The following is an 18,487-nucleotide window of genomic DNA, read 5'->3' as shown; positions in this document are numbered from 1 at the left end:
TGCTTACTGAACCTTGCATTCAAGGCAAAGGATATAAACACCCTTTGGATCGTTAAGGCTAGTCACAGCGTTCACTTCTGTCATCAGGTTTTTAACCATTTTCAATAGCTGGCTATCGCTATCAGCAAATTGCATTTTCGCACCCCATACCAGAGCCTGACCGAAAAACTCTTTCCAGAACATTTCTTGTGGTGACAGAATTCGCTGCACGTAGAAGGTTTCATAACTATCCAATTCAGCCATTTCTGCGGCAGAAGCGATGGCGTCATTTAGGTCGCCCAATTCGTCCACCAGGCCGAGCTCTAAAGCCTGGCTACCAATCCAAACACGTCCTTGAGCTATTTTATCTACCGCTTCCGGTGTCATATCTCGATTCTCACCTACCATGGTAATGAACTGGTTATAAGCGCTTTCCACGTTACGCTGTAAGATTTGGCCGAAGCGAGGATCTAGCTCACGCATGACTGACATTCCTGCAATATCGGTTGATGCCACACCATCCACATTGACACCAAGGTAGTCTAGCGAATCTTCAAATGTCATGAACATGCCAAATACGCCAATAGAACCGGTGATGGTGCTAGGTGATGCAAAAATCTTATCTGCAGGAGCGGAAATCCAGTATCCACCTGAAGCGGCGTAGGTGCTCATTGATACAACCACAGGTTTACCCGCAGCTTGCAGCTCGAGCACTTCCTGACGAATAATTTCAGAAGCAAAAGAACTGCCTCCGGGAGAATCAACCTGCATGACCACAGCTTTAACGGTGTCGTCTATGCGCGCCTGACGAAGCAGAGCAGCTGTACTTTCACCGCCAATGGTACCAGCCGGTTGCGTGCCGTCGAGAATTTCACCTTTGGCGACAACAATAGCCACTTTATCATTGTTGTTCTCAATTTTAGGTAGCGGGCGACTTACGGCAGAAAGATAAGCACCATAAGGGGTGAAATTAACACCCAATTCGTCATCGTTTGTACCAACCAGGTCTACCAGTTCCTGACGCACTTGAGAGCGTGTTTTGAGAGCATCAACCCAGCCGTTTTCAAGTGCATATTTTGCGAAGTCAGAACCGGCTGCTTCAAACTTAGCGAGTAGGGCATCCAGACTTTCATCGAAATTATTAATGTCTACACCACGGGCCGCTGCCACATCGCTTTTGTATTGCTGCCAGTAGGTATCGAGCCAAACACGGTTCGCTTCTTTCGCTGCATCAGACATGTCGTTACGAATGAAGGGTTCAACGGCAGACTTGTAAGTACCAACACGGAAGATGTGAGTCGTCACTTTAAGTTTTTCGAGAAGCTTCTCAAAATACAAGTTGAAACGACCATAGCCTTCAAACATTACCCCACCCATCGGGTTCAGGTAAATGTGGTCGGCATGGGCTGCCAAGTAGTATTGATCTTGACCAAAGTAATCGCCAATGGCGTAAACGGGTTTTTCGGCTTTAAAATCATCGATAGCTGCCGCTACCGTACGCAGTTTATCTAAGCCACCACCGCGTAATCCTGATAAATCCAATACCAGCGCTTTTATTCGGTTATCCTGCTTGGCGTTTTCAAGCACCTTCACCACGTCGCGAACCAGTACTTCCGGATTTTCAGGTTCTTCGCCAAATGCTTCTTGCATAAATTGCGCGAAGGGCTCCACTTGCTCTTTTTCAATAACAAGATTGCCATTGAGTGAAAGTAAGAGGGCACTGTCGGGTTTAACCTGGACAGGTTTTTCGCCACTGCTAACGGCGATGATTACTGCGATGACGATAACCAGAAAGAAAAGGTTGAAAACCAGTTTCCTTGCGAAATTCAAAACGGTCCACAGACCGACAAATAGTGATTTCGTCCAGCTTCCTTTTGCTGCCATATATCTTTATACCTCAGAAGATGTTTGTTTCATGGTAACCAATCCACGATAGATAGCTAACTTAAATTGTAATGAATTGTAATACCCGGAATTTAGACTGTATAGCCGACTTAAGACCAGTACTGATTAAACCATTTCGGCGATGTTGGATCTTGCTTTAGTGGTAAACGGTGGGTTAGCTAAGCTTAATAGCACGGTGATTGTTCAATTTAAAAACGCCAGGTCGATGGTTCAACTCATATCCCTGGTTTGGTAAATTGAGAGGTGTTACTTTAGCCCTGTAAATGAGCCCTATCTGGCAAATTCATTTTCATTCTGCAGGTGAAATCAAAAACGAAAACAGGAGTGCGTGTTTTGGATGCATTGGAACTTTTACTCAATCGGCGTTCCCAACCCAGACTTAAAGCGCCAGCCCCGCAAGGGGATGCGCTAAAAAACATTATGCAGGCGGCGATGCGCGCGCCGGATCATGCCTCTTTAGCGCCTTGGCGTTTTATTGTTTGTGAAGAACTCGGACTGAATAAACTGGGCAGCATTTTCGAACAGTCTGCGATTGAAAATGACAAATCTGAGAAGGAAATTGAACGCGCGCCTCAGTTGCCGCTTCGTGCGCCCATGGTTATCGTGGCGATTGCACAATACAAAGAACATGAGAAGGTACCACGGGTTGAGCAAATAGCCTCTGCTTCCTGCGCGGTAATGGCGATGCAAATGGCGGCCGTTGCACAGGGCTTCAATGGTATATGGCGAACTGGCGCTTATGCGCACTGCGAGTTGGTGAAAGCCGCGCTGGAGTTATCCAACGACGATGAAATTGTGGGCTTTTTGTACTTAGGTACGCCGGCGTTTGAAATTCCAGATAAACCCGCACCTAATAGCGACGCGCATTTTACATTCTGGCGCTAACAAGCGCTTTCCCTCAACGGATACAGCATAAAAAAGCCAGCATCAAAGCTGGCTTCTTTATACATGGATAGTGTTGCCTATTAGTCTACCTGAACGATTTTCAGCGCGTTGGTGGCACCGATTTTTTCCATTTCGTCACCGTAAGTCATAATCAAGCTATCGCCTTCTTTCACCAGGCCGATTTCTTTCAATGCTGCAATGGTGTCGTTTTTAAGCTGACCTGGCTCACTGGCGTGAGAATTGAAATACACTGGGCGCACACCACGATACAGTGCCATCGCGTTCAGTGTCGCTTCGTGACGAGACAGGGCGATGATTGGCAGTGATGTGGTAATACGCGACATCAACTTCGGCGTGTTGCCACTTTCCGTTAACGCGACAATCGCTTTGATGCTAGGTAAGTGATTTGCTGCATATACTGCAGACAATGCAATAGTCTCGCTTACCGTTGAAAAGGTATCGTCCATACGATGTTTAGACAGACGAATACTTGGATGCGTTTCTGCACCTTCACAAACCCGCGCCATGGCCTGAACGGTTTCTACCGGGAAATTACCCGCTGCAGTTTCTGCAGACAACATCACAGCGTCTGTGCCATCAAGCACGGCGTTTGCTACGTCCATGACTTCTGCACGGGTAGGCATTGGGCTGTTGATCATGGATTCCATCATCTGCGTAGCAGTGATTACCACTTTGTTTAACTGGCGCGAACGTGAAATCAGTTTTTTCTGCACACCCACCAACTCTGCATCACCGATTTCGACACCCAAATCACCACGGGCAACCATAACCGCGTCTGAGGCGGCGATGATGTCATCGATGGCTTCGTCAGTGGCTACCGCTTCCGCGCGTTCAACTTTGGCGCAAATCATGGCATCACAGCCTGCTTCACGAGCAAGTTTACGGGCATAATCAAGGTCAGCACCAGAACGGGGGAAAGACACTGCTAAATAATCTACGCCAATAGCGGCTGCCGTTTTAATGTCTTCTTTGTCTTTAGCGGTAAGTGCTTCAGCAGACAATCCGCCACCTTGACGGTTAATCCCTTTGTTATTTGATAATTTGCCGCCAACCGTTACTTTCGTGTGCACTTTACGGCCGACCACTTCTGTAACTTGTAGTTGAATACGACCATCATCGAGTAGCAGAATATCGCCAGCGTTAACGTCATCGGGCAGGGCTTTATAATCGATACCCACTGCATTGATGTCGCCTTCTTCTTTACCTAATTCCGCATCGAGGACAAAAGGAGCACCAACATCCAGGTTAATCGCGCCTTCTTTGAAACGGGCAACCCGGATTTTAGGACCTTGCAGATCCCCAAGGATAGCAACATATTTGTTCAGGTTTTTTGCGGCTTGGCGAACTTTGCGGGCGCGCTCGATGTGATCTTCAGCCTGACCGTGTGAGAAATTCATGCGTACAGTATTCGCACCTGCCGCAATAATGGCTTCAATGCGCTCAATGGTGTCTGTTGCAGGTCCTAGCGTGGCAAGTATCTTTGTTCTTCTGGTCATAGTTAGTCGTCGCTTGTATTTGTCGTTAACAGATAGGCTTTAATAAGTACCTAAAAGCATTGACAGTGTTGTCACAAAAATGTTCGATTTTTGTTGCTGTAATGCGTTTACGTAATTTTATTACAGAATAGTAGTGCAATCTGACAAAAATGTGAATCCCAAGAATTTTTTTAACTACTGGCCTTACCAGTGGTTAAATTTTAGCTTCTTGTTAAGGGGCAGGGAATATTAAATAAAAAACCGCCATAGATGGCGGCTTTAGTAGAGGTGAGTCGATTATTAGAACTAGAGATCGCGTTTGTCGAACCGCGAGCCTCGTAACGTATCCTTGACACGCTTAAGATTTTCTCTGAACTTATTACCGCGACGTAACGTAAAACCCGTTGCCAGTACATCAATTAGCGTTAGCTGCGCAATACGGCTCGCCATTGGCATGTACATGTCGGTGTCTTCAGGTACTTCAAGAGAAAGCACATAAGTACATTCTTTCGAAAGCGGGCTGTCGGCAGACGTTATACCAACAACGGTGGCATCGTTACTACGCGCTATTTGTGCAATTTCAACCAGGCTTTTCGTGCGGCCGGTATGTGAAATGAGTACAACCACATCACCGTCCGAGCAGTTCATGCAGCTCATGCGCTGCATCAGAATATCTTCAAAATAAACAACCGGTACATTGAAGCGGAAAAACTTATTGAGCGCATCGTGGGCCACTGACGCCGACGCCCCTAATCCGAAGAATGAAATCTTCTGCGCCTGAGTGAGCAAATCTACCACGCGGTTAACGGTGTTCACGTCGATTGACTGACGTGCAACCTCCAACGAGGCCATGGTTGATTCAAAAATTTTATTGGTATATTCGCCAGGACCATCGCTTTCATCAACGTGTCGGTTCACGTAGGGTGTCCCGTTTGCAAGGCTTTGGGCCAAATGCAATTTAAAGTCAGGGAAGCCTTTGGTGTCGAGACGACGACAGAACCGGTTGACGGTAGGCTCACTGACATCCGACATTTTGGCGAGTGTTGCTATACTCGAGTGAATCGCTGTTTGTGGGTTTGCCAGAATGATTTCGGCAACTTTGCGTTCCGACTTACTGAAAGCGGCTTTGTTTTGCGTTATTTTCTCAAGAATATTCATACGGATATAGCAGAAAGTAAGGTAAAGTTAATGTCATCTGAGCTTTCTATACTACCCATTGTGACTCGGGTGACAAGAAAAATGTAATTTTTTGACAACCGGACTGTCAGAATGATGGGTATTCAGTGAAGAAATACCTCTTTAACGCCATATAAACAATGCAAGTTGTAATTTTACTACATTTGGTGTTAACTATGTGCTAACAACTAACAGAACAGTTAATCTGTGTTGCCTGACAGTATTGAACTGTTATCTGGATTATCATTAAGAAGGTCGACAAATATGGTAATGGATAATTCCTTTGAACCCTGTGATTTTGTGCTTTTCGGCACCCTAGGGGATCTCTCACGACGGAAACTGTTGCCGTCCTTATATCAGCTAGAAAAAGCTGAGCTGCTTCATCCTGAAACCAAGATTATTGGTGTAGCGCGTCAGGATGTGAGCACTGAGGACTACAAGATAGAAGTCCGTAAGAACATTGAAAAGTTTGGCGATAAAGATTTCTGCGAAGAAACTTGGGCCAGAATGGAAGCACGCTTACAGTATGCTTGCGTTGATATGAAGAACACAGAAAGCTATCAAGTGTTCGATTCAGTGGTAGATGCAAAGCGCACTATGGTGTGTTACCTCGCCACTCCGCCAGCAATTTACGGTGACATCTGCCGTGGTTTGCACAGCTGTAATATCATCGATAGTTCAGTGCGCGTTGTACTGGAAAAACCCATTGGTCACGATTTGGAATCCTCCAAGATCATTAACGACCAGGTTTCAGAATATTTTAAAGAATCTCAAATTTACCGTATCGACCATTATTTGGGGAAAGAAACGGTACTTAACCTGATTGCCCTGCGTTTTGCGAACTCTATCTTTGCAACAAACTGGGACCACAACTCGATCGACCACGTCCAAATTACCGTGGCCGAATCTGTGGGCATTGAAGGTCGTTGGGGTTACTTTGACGATGCCGGTCAAATGCGTGATATGGTTCAGAACCACCTGTTACAGGTGCTGAGCTTAATTGCCATGGAGCCGCCTGCTAACCTTAACGCTGACAGTATTCGTGATGAAAAGCTGAAAGTACTTAAAGCACTGCGTCCGATTAACCTGTCTAACATTAATGAGTCTACCGTTCGTGGTCAGTACACGTCTGGCTTCGTAAAAGGTGAAGAAGTACCAGGCTACCTGGAAGAAGAGGGTGCTAACACCCGTAGCCGTACCGAAACCTTTGTTGCTATTAAAGCCGACATCGACAACTGGCGTTGGGCGGGTGTGCCTTTCTATTTACGCACCGGTAAACGTCTGCCGACCAAAGTGTCTGAGGTTGTTATTTACTTCAAGCGCCAGCCGCACAACCTGTTTGGCGATAGCTTCCAGAATCTGCCACCTAATAAACTGGTTATTCGTTTGCAGCCAGATGAAGGTGTTGAAATCACCGTGATGAACAAAGTGCCTGGGTTAACCAGTTCAGGCTCTATGGATCTGCAGAAGTCTAAGCTCGACTTGAGTTTCTCTGAAGCTTTCTCGGAAGAGCGTATTCCAGATGCCTACGAAAAACTGTTGTTGGAAGTGATGCTAGGCAACCAGGCGCTGTTTGTTCGTCGCGATGAAATTGAACAAGCATGGAACTGGGTAGATTCAATTCTTGAAGCCTGGAAGCACACCAATGAGCCGCCAGAGCCTTATCAGGCCGGCACATGGGGACCAGTTGATTCTATCGGTTTGCTCGCACGCGCTAACCGTAGCTGGTACGAAAGTAAAATTTCACGCAAGAAGAAGTAATTCATGGCTTTAACAATCAATGCTTTCGATAATGCAGATGCACTTACTCGCGCATTTGCCGACACACTGATTGAATTGCTGAAAGACGGCATTGCCCAACGTGGCCGTGCTAGTCTGGTGGTCAGTGGTGGTAGAACACCACTGGCACTGTTCAAGCAATTGAGTCAGACCGACCTTGAATGGGACAAAGTCGATATCACACTGGCTGATGAACGCTGGGTTGGTGAAAACGACGAAGCAAGCAACACCAAATTGGTTCGCGAGAATCTGATTCAGAATAAAGCGGCAGCAGCACACTTCGTGACGTTGAAAACCGACGATGCTGACGCCAACGACGGGATTGCTGAAGCTGAAAATCGCCTGTCGAGCTTCAGTTTACCCTTCGACGCACTGATCCTCGGTATGGGAGAAGACGGTCATACTGCCTCTTTGTTCCCATGCTCTGCACAAATTGAAGACGGCCTTAATCTTGCCAGCGGCAAGGTTTGTATTGCCACGCAACCTACCACCGCACCACATCAGCGTATTTCACTCACACTGCCGGCTATTCTTAACAGCCGCAATATCTTTATTCACTTAACCGGTGAGAAGAAAAAGCAGGTTCTTGAAGATGCGCTGGCCAACAGCACCGAACTGGAAAAACCGGTGACGGCTGTGGTTAATCGTGCTGATGTCACCTTAATGTGGGCACCTTAGGAGTAGAAAAATGAATTCTCAGATTGCTGAAGTAACACAGCGAATCATCGAACGCAGTAAAGCCAGCCGTAAAGCTTATCTGGATAAAATCGAAAGAGCGCGTCGCACTGGACCGTTACGTGGTGAATTATCTTGCGGCAACCTGGCGCACGGTTTTGCAGCGTGTGGTAAGGAAGATAAGTCTGACTTACGTTCCATGACGAAAGCCAACCTTGGTATTATTTCAGCTTACAACGACATGTTGTCAGCGCACCAGCCTTACGAAACCTATCCTGAAATTATCAAAGATGCGGTTCGTGAAGTAGGTAGCGTGGCACAGTTTGCCGGTGGTGTACCAGCAATGTGTGATGGCGTTACTCAAGGTAACCCAGGTATGGATTTAAGCTTGATGAGCCGTGATGTTATCGCGCAGGCAACCGCAGTTGGCCTTTCGCATAACATGTTTGATGGCGCATTGATGCTTGGTATCTGTGACAAAATCGTCCCTGGATTATTAATGGGCTCTTTAGCCTTTGGTCACCTGCCAACTGTATTCATTCCTGCCGGTCCAATGCCATCTGGTCTTCCCAATAAAGAAAAAGCCCGTGTTCGTCAGGAATATGCGCAAGGGTTGATTGGTCGCGACAAGCTGCTGGAAGCGGAGTCACAGTCTTATCATTCTGCCGGGACATGTACGTTTTATGGTACAGCGAACTCTAACCAGTTGGTTGTTGAGACTATGGGCCTGCATTTACCGGGTTCTTCTTTCGTTAATCCAGGTACGCCTCTGCGCGATGCGTTAACGAAAGCCGCAGCGGTTCAGGCAACGCGTCTTACCGATTTGGGTGAAAACTACACGCCTATTGGTCATATCGTTGATGAAAAAGCAATCGTGAACGGTATCGTTGCCTTATTAGCAACCGGTGGTTCAACTAACCACACAATGCACTTAGTGGCCATTGCACGTGCTGCTGGCATCATTATTAACTGGGATGACTTCTCAGAACTGTCTGATGCTACACCGCTGCTTACGCGCATTTATCCAAATGGTTCTGCGGATATCAACCACTTTACCGCTGCCGGTGGTATGGCACTGTTGTTCCGTCAATTATTAGATGCCGGTTTAATTCACAACGATGTGAAAACGATTTGTGGTGAAGGCCTGGACCTGTATACCAAAGAGCCGATGCTCATTGATGGCGAGTTGGAATGGCGTGATGGCCCAACTGAGTCGTTGGATAAAGAAGTTATCGCAACCGTTGAAACGCCATTCAAGCCTGACGGCGGCGTGTGCGTATTACGCGGTAACCTGGGTCGAGGTGTTATTAAAACCTCTGCTTTGCGTTCACCGATTTGCAAAATCAAGGCGCCCGCTGTTGTTTTCGAAGATCAATTCGAATTGGATGGCGCGTTTAAGTCTGGTGAACTAGATAAAGATGCCATCATTGTTGTGCGCTTCCAGGGCCCATCAGCAATCGGTATGCCTGAGTTGCACCGCCTAACGCCACCACTTGGCGTGTTACAAGACCGTGGTTTCAATGTTGCCCTGGTGACTGACGGCCGTATGTCGGGTGCGTCAGGTAAAGTACCTGCTGCCATTCACGTTACCCCGGAAGCCTACAAAGGCGGATTGCTGGCGAAAGTTGAAAATGGCGACATTATCGAACTGAACACAGAAACTGGCGAGCTGACATTATGTGTTGATGAAGCAACGCTGGCGGCACGTGCGCCAAAAGAAGCCAATCTGGCACACCATCAGGAAGGCATGGGCCGCGAGCTCTTCGCTGGTTTCAGAAACATTCTGACTGGTGCAGAAGAAGGCGCGTGTTCATTATTTGTTACTCAGGAGCAGGCGTTATGACGGAGAAGTTTGTCGCTGATGTGGGCGGGACGAATATTCGTCTGGCCCGCGTTACTGAAACTGGTGTTGATAACATTATCAAATACCAGTGTAAGGATTTCGGCAGTATAGATCTGGCGATTGAACAATACTTTAAAGATTTACCTGATTTCACCTTTACCGCAGGCTGCATTGCTATTGCCTGTCCTGTACTTGGCGACCAGGTTGTGATGACAAATCACAGCTGGGCATTTTCACAAAAAGCACTGAAGCAGCAGTTAGATCTGGAACAACTTTTTGTGATTAACGATTTCACTGCTGTCGCTCACTCATTGCCAGTGCTTGGTAAAGATCAGGTTGTGCAAATTGGTGAAGGTACGCCAAAGGAAAATGGCAATATCGCTGTTTTCGGTCCTGGGACAGGGTTAGGTGTTGAACACCTCACGATGACAACTTCAGGTTGGCAAACCCTCGACGGTGAAGGTGGCCATGTGGACTTCGCGCCAGTAGACGAAACAGACGTTATTGTTTGGCGTTATCTGCAGAATCAATTTGCCCGCGCTTCTGCTGAAGAAGTGATGTCGGGTCGAGGTCTGATGAACGTTTATAAGGCGCTAGCTGAAAACGCTAACGAGCCACTTGCAGCTAATGAACCTGCCGAAGTCACGCAAAAAGCATTGAGCGGCGAGTGTCACACCTGCGTACGTGCATTAACGCAATTTTGCCGCATCATGGGCAGCTTTGCCGGCAACCTGGCGCTGAACATGGCGACAACAGGTGGTGTATTCATTGGTGGTGGTATTGCAAATCGTTTTGCTGAATTCTTACAAGACAGCGATTTTCGCGCACGCTTTGAAGCCAAAGGGCAAATGAAGCACTACGTCAAAGATATTCCAACCTATTTAATTGCTGAGCCTGATCACGGATTGTTAGGTGCCTCAGCTTATTTAAAACAACATACTGCGAGCTAACTATGACAACAAACACCAACTACTCACCTGCGGAAATTTTTGCTGCTGGTCCCGTGGTCCCGGTACTGGTAATCAAGGATCTGGACAGAGCTGTACCGCTGGCAAAAGCGCTGATTGCAGGTGGCATCAAAGTGCTTGAAGTAACACTTCGCACGCCGGTTGCCCTGGAAGTTATCCGCAAAATTGCAGATGAAGTACCAGAAGCTATCATCGGTGCAGGTACCGTAACGAATGCTCAGCAATTAAAGCAGGTTGTAGAAGCGGGTGCTAAGTTCGCTATTAGCCCTGGTCTGACTGAAGCCTTGCTGGAAGCCGGTAAAGGTTACGATATCCCGTTGATTCCTGGTATCTCCTCAATTTCAGATCTGATGACGGCGAAAGATGCCGGCTATGACCACCTGAAATTCTTCCCTGCAGAAGCATCGGGTGGCGTGAAAGCGCTGAAGTCTATTGGTGGTCCTTTCCCTGATGTGACTTTCTGCCCAACTGGCGGAATTGGTCCTGCAAACTACAACGACTATCTGTCACTTTCTAACGTAGCTTGCGTAGGCGGCTCATGGGTTGCACCAGATGATGCCATTGAAAGTGGAAACTGGGATGCAATTACCCAGTTGGCCAAAGAAGCTTGCGAAGGTGCAAAACGCTAAGCGTTTATAGCCTGTACCAAAAAACCGGATGTTCCTGTAAAGGCATCCGGTTTTTTTGTACGTCAGTTTTTTATATATCGCTGAGGTGCAAGTTGTTAGGGTTCCTGTGTGATGGTCTCTGTACCCTGGTTTTGTACAGCAAAATTAACCCGGTAAGTACCACAATTACGCAAACAATCCAGCTGGCAGCGGATGTAGCGCTCAATCGCTCAATTAGCCAGATACACGCCGCAATAGCGATAAGACCGGCGAACATTATCCTACATGAATTGAAATATCGCCATTTCGTCAGTACAAACAGTGCGGGTACCGTTACCGCGGCAAGTAATATCTGGAATACTTCCACCCCGACGTTGAATCCTGCCACTGCGAAAAGCCGGGTTGAGGTATCAACAGGCAATGCATGAAGCACTTCAGAAAAAGCCATGCCGTGAATTAGCCCAAACAGCAATACAATCAGTCGATTTTGAGACTGCGGACGAATTGCAAGCGTGACGGCGGCAATCAGAACTGAGAGCGCCACACCAACTTCTGTTATCCATGTGGGCAGGGCGAATATATTCATGGCTGAAAGTGCCAGAGACAGGGTATGACCGAGGGTAAATAAAGAAATTAACACCACAGACTGATTCACAACATGGCGTATGCTTCGGTGGCTGTTAGTTTTAATTGTCTGTAGGTTGGTACCAATGACAGACCATAGCAAGCACAGCAGAAAAGCCAGATGATCCATACCTTCAAGGATATGATGTAGTCCCAACTTAAAAAAGCGTGTGAGCAATTGGAGATGAGTCGGTGTGACTAAAAGTGAGGCTGTCTTGTGAGACCATGAAAGTACGTAAGCCCCAGACACCATTCGATTGGTATTCTCAACCGGTAAATCGGTGATCAGTAGTGTTCGGTGATTTCTCACTCGATGGGTAATGCCGTCGTAAACAACAGTCAACGCAGACAAGGATGCGTTGGCAGGTAGGCGAGCTGTAGCCTCTAGCTTGAGGCAGTCTTCGTATTCACATCGCTCTGTACCTAAAGGTTTAATGGAGATTGGCAGGGTTATATCCGCCAAAGAAACGGTTAGGTGCTGATGAAGGTAAGGAATGATAAACGTGTTAAACTGCGCCTCATCATTGCGCACAAGCACCGGCCAATCAGGCATGGCCATCTGTAATTGTTCAATCGGCAGTAAAACATTAAGGAGAAGTGCATCATCTTGCTGGGAAACAACTATTGAAGTGGTTGATGCAGGATGTGCAAAAGTGGGCTGGGCAAAAAGCCCAGCCAGCACTATCAGTAATCGAAATACATTACAGCGTATTGCCATAATCCATTTCCTTATCGCGGTAGATAGTATGGTAATGCGTCTCTCCGCGTATCACTACGCCGCCCTGGCACGCGAGTTCAATCCACACTCTAGGCCCGTCTATACGGAGGTAAGTGCCATTGGTATCCACATCAATGCCCGCTGATTGCGAGCCAGCCCAAGCGATATACGTATCAGCTAACGCTTCGTCAGTCGTGTAATCGGCCATTAGCGGGTCTGAAATTTCAGCTTGATAATCGTCAACCCATTGCGCCATCGCGGCGATAACCAGAGCTTGTTGTTCTTCAGTCAGTGAGGACACCAGAATTCCACCGCGGTCATCACCAGTAGGGTAGTCTGTTGGATAGGTACCGCTACCGTTATCAGGGCCAACTAAAACATCCGAATAGGATTCACCTGAGAGATAGGCTTCGCTGAGCTCTGCGCTACTCAATGCATCAAACATGGCCACCATGGCATCACCTTCCTCAACGATTGGCGCATACGTGGTACTATTAAGTTCAAATGCGGCTTTCGGCTCTGTGGCAAAGTGGTTAGGTACTGGATAACCCACGCCATCCACAAAAGTCACGTTGTAAGCCAGGTGGTGTCCGCCAAGCTGGATCATCCAGCTTTCATCACGTGCTGGCGTGCCAAAGATGGCGATGTAATAATTGGCTGAGCTGTAAGTGCTGCCGCCCCCCTGTTCCTGAAGATAATCATCGGCTGCGAGCACGCCTTGAAAATCCTCGTAACCTTCATCGTTCAAAAGAATTTGAGCAACATCAATTAATGCAGAATACGCATCGTCATTGAGTTCGCCAATACGCAAGCCATTGCGTTGAACATTGCCGGTGGGTAGATTCGACCAAATGGTTCTTTCAGTATTCGAATTATCCCAGTCGTAAAGCACGCTGGCCTGTTCACTTTCCGAAAGGGTGTCGATAAACACTTCGGTGACGCAGATAAGTGCGTCGATTTGTGACGTACTGTCTTCATCACACGAAGAAGCTGTGACTGTCGAGCTATCTGAGCTGTCTTCTTCCGTGTCTTCCTCTGTATCATCGTCGCCTGTCGTTTCATCGTCAGTGTCGTCGCCGGTCTCTGATTCATCAGTCGTATCGTCACCGGTATCTGCCGATGCTGAGTCGTCTGTGGCGGTTTCAGTGGTTGGGGTAGTCGTGGTGTTGTCGCTGCTGTCTCCACCGCAGCCCTGTAAGGCCATAAGCGATGCCAGCAAGAGTGTGGCAAGTGAAACTGGTTTGGTCACAAAATTCTCCCGATGAAAAAACAATCAGCGTTATTATTCATCGGGATTGTAAGAAAACGATACTCTCTTAACGCTACTTTACCCAGCTTTACGGGGGCTTTACTTAGCTGGCGTAAATTGTGTTTTTATAAAGGCGTTACAATCTGCGTAATGCTGTGGGCATGATCCGGTTCGATGGTCACGCCATTCGTTACCGAAGTTTCTACGCACAGCATGTGACGATATCCAAAGGCATCCATGTCTGCAATCGATGCTGCTCCCTGCCACGGGTTCCACACCACGATGGAATCGTGCCCCATGGAAGTGACGCGTGTCAGCGCAGTATTATCGACATCTATGGTGACATCGGGCGCGGCATGTTGATGAATTCGATCGGTTTCACCAGAGAATACATAGGGGCTCGGGGTTGGCTTGATGGCCCAATCTTCGAGCTTGTCTTTATATTCACCTTCAATCCCAGTAATTTCCGTTTTACCAATACTTTCCACTGCAAAGTAACTATGCAGTGCCGCGTTAAAGGTAAACGGAACGATGCCGGTGTTTTCCGTTTTTAGCGTTACCGATAATTGTTCACCTACAAGAATTTCATAGCTCACCTGACAATCGTATTCGAAACCTTCACCACGACTGAAATTAGGTGTAAGCACAATACGGGTGCCGGTTTCGGTGTCTTCAGACGACTGAATTTGCCAGGTTTGGGTGCGTAAAAAGCCGTGAGCTGGCAGCTCACCTTTTTCGCGGCCATGGTTGTCAGCGAACCAAGGCCAGCAAATTGGGATGCCGCCACGAATAGGGCGTTCGCCATTTAAAAAGGCATGCGGGCTAAGCCAGAGACGGTCAACATTGTCTGACTTCGGCACGAACGACAGTACGTGGGCGCCAAATAGACTAATTCGACTGGTAGCAAAAGCGTTGTCTACCTGTAAAAAGGTGATACCCGATGATTCTTCGACAGAAATTGAGTCACAAATACTCACGCTTCGTCTCCTTGCCAATAATTAATTCCAACTTGCATTGTGCATGGTAAAAGAAAAAGGTGCGATAGTTAATCGCACCTTTTTTGCTTTTTATTTCATTGTTTTACCCGTCTAACGGGAAAGTATTACTTGGAAATGTGCTGAACCAGATCCAGAACTTTATTTGAGTAACCCCATTCGTTGTCGTACCAAGATACAACTTTCACGAAAGTGTCGGTCAGTGCGATACCTGCATCTGCATCGAATACAGAGGTACGTGCATCACCGAGGAAGTCATTCGATACCACGGCATCTTCTGTGTAACCTAAAATACCTTTCAGCTCACCTTCAGACGCCGCTTTCATTACAGCGCAGATTTCTTCGTAAGTCGCAGGTTTTGCCAGGTTAACTGTCAGGTCAACAACGGATACGTCAGGCGTAGGTACGCGGAATGCCATACCAGTCAATTTACCGTTCAACTCAGGGATTACCTTGCCTACAGCTTTTGCTGCACCGGTAGATGAAGGAATGATATTCTGGCCAGCGCCACGACCACCGCGCCAGTCTTTGTGAGACGGGCCATCTACGGTTTTCTGTGTTGCTGTGGTTGCGTGTACAGTGGTCATCAAACCGTCAACGATACCAAAGTTATCGTTCAGTACTTTAGCTACAGGTGCCAGACAGTTAGTAGTACAAGACGCGTTAGATACGATTTCCTGACCCGCGTATTCTTTGTGGTTAACACCCATAACAAACATTGGCGTGTCATCTTTAGAAGGCGCAGACATTACGACTTTCTTCGCACCCGCTGCTAAGTGAGCAGAAGCGGTTTCTTTGGTCAGGAACAGACCGGTTGATTCAACAACAACGTCAACATTTACATCATTCCAGGCCAGATCAGCTGGGTTTCTTTCTGATGTAACGCGAATTGTTTTACCATTTACGATTAACTGATTATCGTCTACCTTTATTTCACCATTAAAAATGCCATGGGTAGAATCATACTTCAGCATGTAAGCGATATAGTCTAAGTCGAGCAGGTCGTTGATAGCAACAACCTCGATGTCGTCACGCTGCTGTGCAGCGCGCATTACCAAGCGACCAATGCGCCCAAAGCCATTGATACCGATGCGTATAGTCATGTCATACCTCTGTTGTAAGTTGGTACAAGTGTAAATAAATTACGTAAAGTATGGATCAAAATGGCATAATTGGCAAAGCAAAATGCGCTATTTTGTTGCAAAATTACAACTATGAACTATGCAAACGTATTCAGTTTCTTCGAACACAGTCTTTATTTGATAATGCAAAAAAATGTGCGTTGACACGAATGTCCGGCATTTGCCGTACAAACCTCAACGCTAGAAAAACAGAAAAGGACACGAATGACAAATCCCGTTTTACAACGACTGGTTGAGATGCGAGGCATAGAAACCCACTATACCGATGCGTGGGGAAAGCCGGCCGCTATTTCAGCGTCAAGTCAGGCCAAATTATTGAATGTACTGGGTTACGACACCAGTAACGAACTCGCAATTGAAGAACAGCTTAAAGCAGAGGCCAGAAAGATCTGGCAAACACCGCTTAATCCTGTTCAGGTACTACGCCAATCTGAAACCTTATCTTTCTCAATTCGGTTACCCATAGAATTGGTAACCGACACTTATACTGTAAACCTCAATACAGAAGATGGGCAGACATTCGTCCACAGTTTTGTGCCGGTTGACGAAACACTGGCGCACGTGGCTGAGCTAGATGACGTTGAGTTCCACGAATACATTATTGCGTTACCGTTTGATGTGCCTCTTGGTTATCACGACCTTGTCCTCTTGGTGGAAGGGGATGACGAGCCTCTGTGTTCCATGCGAATTATCATGGCGCCGAACAAATGCTTTATTCCTGAAGCCATCGAAAAGGGCAAGAAAATCTGGGGCCTTAGTGTGCAACTTTACTGCGTGCGTAGTGAAAAAAACTGGGGCATGGGCGATTTTACCGATCTGGCAAACCTCACTGCTAAGGCCGCGGAATCAGGCGCCGAATTTATCGGATTGAACCCCATTCACGCGTTGTACCCGGCCAACCCTGATGCTTGCAGCCCTTACGGACCGTCTTCGCGCCGTTGGTTAAATTACTTATACCTGGATGTGACTGCATTGCCTTATTTCGATGACGAGCATGTTCAGGCGGTGGTAAACACTGATGATTTTCAGCAGCAACTGGCAGCAGCCAGGGCCACTGATTTTATTGACTACGCTGCCGTAGCCGGTTTAAAACTGCCTGCACTCAGTGCCGTTTTCGATATTTACTATGAAAAGCATTTAAAGACCAACACGAAGCAAAATCGCGAATTTAAAGCCTTTGTTGAAGCGGGTGGCGAAAGCCTAGATATGCTGGCGGTGTACGACACGCTACAAGAAAAATTGGCAGAAGAAGGTAAACCGTCTTGGGGCTGGCCTGTGTTCCCGGATGAGTTTAAGGAATACCATAAACCAGAAGTAGCCGCGTTTAAAAAGAAAAACAAAAAACGTGTCACTTTCTTCTTGTTCTTGCAATGGCAAGCTGCGATTCAGCTTCAAGCCGCCAGCGATGTGGCCGTAGCCTCGGGTATGTCAGTGGGCTTGTATCGTGACCTTGCAGTCGGGGTGAGCGAGGGAAGTGCGGAAATCTGGGGTAATAAAGATCTCTATTGTGTGGGTGCTTCTGTGGGCGCGCCACCAGACATTCTTGGTCCATTGGGTCAGAATTGGGGCTTGCCGCCAATGGACCCCCACAAATTATACGAGCAAAAGTACCAGCCATTTATTGATTTATTTGCCTCTAACATGGCAGGTTCAGGGGCATTGCGTATAGACCACGTGATGGCACTATTGCGCTTGTGGTGGGTTGTGAAAGGCGATCACGCGAAAGATGGCGGCTATGTGTATTATCCGGTAGACGATTTGCTGGCCATTCTGGCGCTGGAAAGCCACCGTAATCAAAGCTTAGTGATCGGCGAAGACCTGGGTACCGTACCTGAAGAAATTCGAGAAAAATTGGCAGATAACGGGGTACATTCATATCGCGTATTTTTCTTCGAACAGGCTGAAGACGGCGGCTTCTTCTCTCCCTCCCATTATCCGGTGCAATCAATGTCGACATTGACCACTCACGATATGCCAACACTCACCGGTTTTTGGCATTGTCTCGATTTAGAAATGGGCAAAGAGTTGGGGCTGTATCCTACCGATGAAATTCTGTCTCAGTTGTACACCGACAGACACGAGAATAAACAAGCGATACTGGATACCCTCCATGGTCATCATTCCATTAGCGAAAATATCAGTCGGGATGTGAACTATACCGGTATGAGCACAGAATTGAATCGTGGCATGCAATTGCATATGGCAAGTGGTTCAAGTGCGTTACTGAGTTTGCAATTAGAGGACTGGTTGGAAATGGATAAGCCTGTTAATGTACCCGGTACGTTTAATGAATACCCTAACTGGCGCAGAAAACTCACGCAGACGCTGGAAAGTATTTTTAATAATCAGGACATTACTCATCTTGCCCGTCAACTGACAGAAGTCAGAAAACAGGCCAGTACAGATAAGTAAAGCGGTCCGGGATCTGTCGGCTTTTGCCGGCAG

General features: G+C 47.2%; 14 protein-coding genes. 7 read left to right on the top strand and 7 right to left on the bottom strand.

Going from position 1 to position 18,487, the window contains the following annotated elements:
- Positions 1-3 precede the first annotated feature (3 nt).
- Positions 4-1,863, bottom strand: coding sequence for a signal peptide peptidase SppA (gene sppA, locus ACXAGX_RS13105; RefSeq protein WP_474838844.1), 1,860 nt, complete (start codon positions 1,861-1,863; stop codon positions 4-6).
- Positions 1,864-2,217: 354 nt separating this feature from the next.
- On the opposite strand from sppA, the gene ACXAGX_RS13100 reads away from it, so the two are divergent.
- Entirely contained in the window at positions 2,218-2,769 is a 552-nt protein-coding gene (locus ACXAGX_RS13100; RefSeq protein WP_474819857.1) for an NAD(P)H nitroreductase, read from the top strand.
- Positions 2,770-2,849: 80 nt separating this feature from the next.
- Here ACXAGX_RS13100 and pyk read toward each other — a convergent pair whose 3' ends face one another.
- Together pyk and ACXAGX_RS13090 are read right to left on the bottom strand one after the other, a co-directional pair.
- A complete protein-coding gene (gene pyk / locus ACXAGX_RS13095; RefSeq protein WP_474819860.1) occupies positions 2,850-4,286 on the bottom strand; it encodes a pyruvate kinase in 1,437 nt (478 codons plus the stop codon).
- 285 nt (positions 4,287-4,571) lie between these two features.
- Positions 4,572-5,423: a MurR/RpiR family transcriptional regulator gene (locus tag ACXAGX_RS13090; protein ID WP_070124250.1), complete on the bottom strand. Its 852-nt coding sequence runs from the start codon at positions 5,421-5,423 to the stop codon at positions 4,572-4,574.
- Between the two features lie 282 nt (positions 5,424-5,705).
- Here ACXAGX_RS13090 and zwf point away from each other — a divergent pair, with 282 nt between their 5' ends.
- Genes zwf through ACXAGX_RS13065 form a run of 5 tightly spaced genes read left to right on the top strand, consistent with a single transcriptional unit; the run spans position 5,706 to position 11,335 of the window.
- Positions 5,706-7,202: a glucose-6-phosphate dehydrogenase gene (gene zwf / locus ACXAGX_RS13085; RefSeq protein ID WP_474819867.1), complete on the top strand. Its 1,497-nt coding sequence runs from the start codon at positions 5,706-5,708 to the stop codon at positions 7,200-7,202.
- A gap of 3 nt (positions 7,203-7,205) precedes the next feature.
- On the top strand, positions 7,206-7,898 hold the full coding sequence (gene pgl, locus ACXAGX_RS13080; protein WP_474838842.1) for a 6-phosphogluconolactonase: 693 nt from the start codon (positions 7,206-7,208) through the stop codon (positions 7,896-7,898).
- A 10-nt stretch (positions 7,899-7,908) separates the two neighbouring features.
- Positions 7,909-9,738 carry a phosphogluconate dehydratase gene (gene edd / locus ACXAGX_RS13075; RefSeq protein ID WP_474838841.1) on the top strand — a complete coding sequence of 610 codons (1,830 nt, stop codon included), beginning with the start codon at positions 7,909-7,911 and terminating at the stop codon, positions 9,736-9,738.
- On the top strand, positions 9,735-10,688 hold the full coding sequence (locus ACXAGX_RS13070; protein ID WP_474838839.1) for a glucokinase: 954 nt from the start codon (positions 9,735-9,737) through the stop codon (positions 10,686-10,688). Before edd ends, ACXAGX_RS13070 begins: the two co-directional genes overlap by 4 nt.
- A gap of 2 nt (positions 10,689-10,690) precedes the next feature.
- A complete protein-coding gene (locus ACXAGX_RS13065) occupies positions 10,691-11,335 on the top strand; it encodes a bifunctional 4-hydroxy-2-oxoglutarate aldolase/2-dehydro-3-deoxy-phosphogluconate aldolase (protein ID WP_474838838.1) in 645 nt (214 codons plus the stop codon).
- A gap of 70 nt (positions 11,336-11,405) precedes the next feature.
- Here ACXAGX_RS13065 and ACXAGX_RS13060 read toward each other — a convergent pair whose 3' ends face one another.
- From ACXAGX_RS13060 to gap, 4 genes are all read right to left on the bottom strand, one after another.
- Positions 11,406-12,656 carry a HupE/UreJ family protein gene (locus ACXAGX_RS13060; protein WP_474838837.1) on the bottom strand — a complete coding sequence of 417 codons (1,251 nt, stop codon included), beginning with the start codon at positions 12,654-12,656 and terminating at the stop codon, positions 11,406-11,408.
- Positions 12,640-13,905, bottom strand: coding sequence for a DUF3500 domain-containing protein (locus ACXAGX_RS13055; protein WP_474819886.1), 1,266 nt, complete (start codon positions 13,903-13,905; stop codon positions 12,640-12,642). The genes ACXAGX_RS13060 and ACXAGX_RS13055 overlap by 17 nt, the downstream gene beginning before the upstream one ends.
- Positions 13,906-14,030: 125 nt before the next feature.
- On the bottom strand, positions 14,031-14,882 hold the full coding sequence (locus ACXAGX_RS13050; protein WP_474819889.1) for a D-hexose-6-phosphate mutarotase: 852 nt from the start codon (positions 14,880-14,882) through the stop codon (positions 14,031-14,033).
- 125 nt (positions 14,883-15,007) lie between these two features.
- Positions 15,008-16,003, bottom strand: coding sequence for a type I glyceraldehyde-3-phosphate dehydrogenase (gene gap, locus ACXAGX_RS13045; RefSeq protein WP_474819893.1), 996 nt, complete (start codon positions 16,001-16,003; stop codon positions 15,008-15,010).
- A 243-nt stretch (positions 16,004-16,246) separates the two neighbouring features.
- On the opposite strand from gap, the gene malQ reads away from it, so the two are divergent.
- Positions 16,247-18,454 (top strand): 4-alpha-glucanotransferase, encoded by a 2,208-nt coding sequence (malQ, locus tag ACXAGX_RS13040; protein ID WP_474819897.1) that lies wholly within the window; start codon positions 16,247-16,249, stop codon positions 18,452-18,454.
- The last annotated feature ends 33 nt before the right edge of the window (positions 18,455-18,487 follow it).

It is taken from the genome of Alteromonas sp. ABV4_515, assembly GCF_056160345.1.
The sequence above is the reverse complement of the archived record's forward strand: the minus strand, read 5'-3'. Positions and strand labels throughout refer to the sequence as shown.

Excerpts from the sequence above, each read along its gene's own strand:
- pgl (WP_474838842.1), top strand. The coding sequence starts at position 7,206 with ATGGCTTTAACAATCAATGCTTTCGATAATGCAGATGCACTTACTCGC.
- sppA (WP_474838844.1), bottom strand. The coding sequence starts at position 1,863 with ATGGCAGCAAAAGGAAGCTGGACGAAATCACTATTTGTCGGTCTGTGG.
- gap (WP_474819893.1), bottom strand. The coding sequence starts at position 16,003 with ATGACTATACGCATCGGTATCAATGGCTTTGGGCGCATTGGTCGCTTG.
- ACXAGX_RS13065 (WP_474838838.1), top strand. The coding sequence starts at position 10,691 with ATGACAACAAACACCAACTACTCACCTGCGGAAATTTTTGCTGCTGGT.
- ACXAGX_RS13060 (WP_474838837.1), bottom strand. The coding sequence starts at position 12,656 with ATGGCAATACGCTGTAATGTATTTCGATTACTGATAGTGCTGGCTGGG.
- malQ (WP_474819897.1), top strand. The coding sequence starts at position 16,247 with ATGACAAATCCCGTTTTACAACGACTGGTTGAGATGCGAGGCATAGAA.
- ACXAGX_RS13070 (WP_474838839.1), top strand. The coding sequence starts at position 9,735 with ATGACGGAGAAGTTTGTCGCTGATGTGGGCGGGACGAATATTCGTCTG.
- ACXAGX_RS13090 (WP_070124250.1), bottom strand. The coding sequence starts at position 5,423 with ATGAATATTCTTGAGAAAATAACGCAAAACAAAGCCGCTTTCAGTAAG.
- pyk (WP_474819860.1), bottom strand. The coding sequence starts at position 4,286 with ATGACCAGAAGAACAAAGATACTTGCCACGCTAGGACCTGCAACAGAC.
- zwf (WP_474819867.1), top strand. The coding sequence starts at position 5,706 with ATGGTAATGGATAATTCCTTTGAACCCTGTGATTTTGTGCTTTTCGGC.
- edd (WP_474838841.1), top strand. The coding sequence starts at position 7,909 with ATGAATTCTCAGATTGCTGAAGTAACACAGCGAATCATCGAACGCAGT.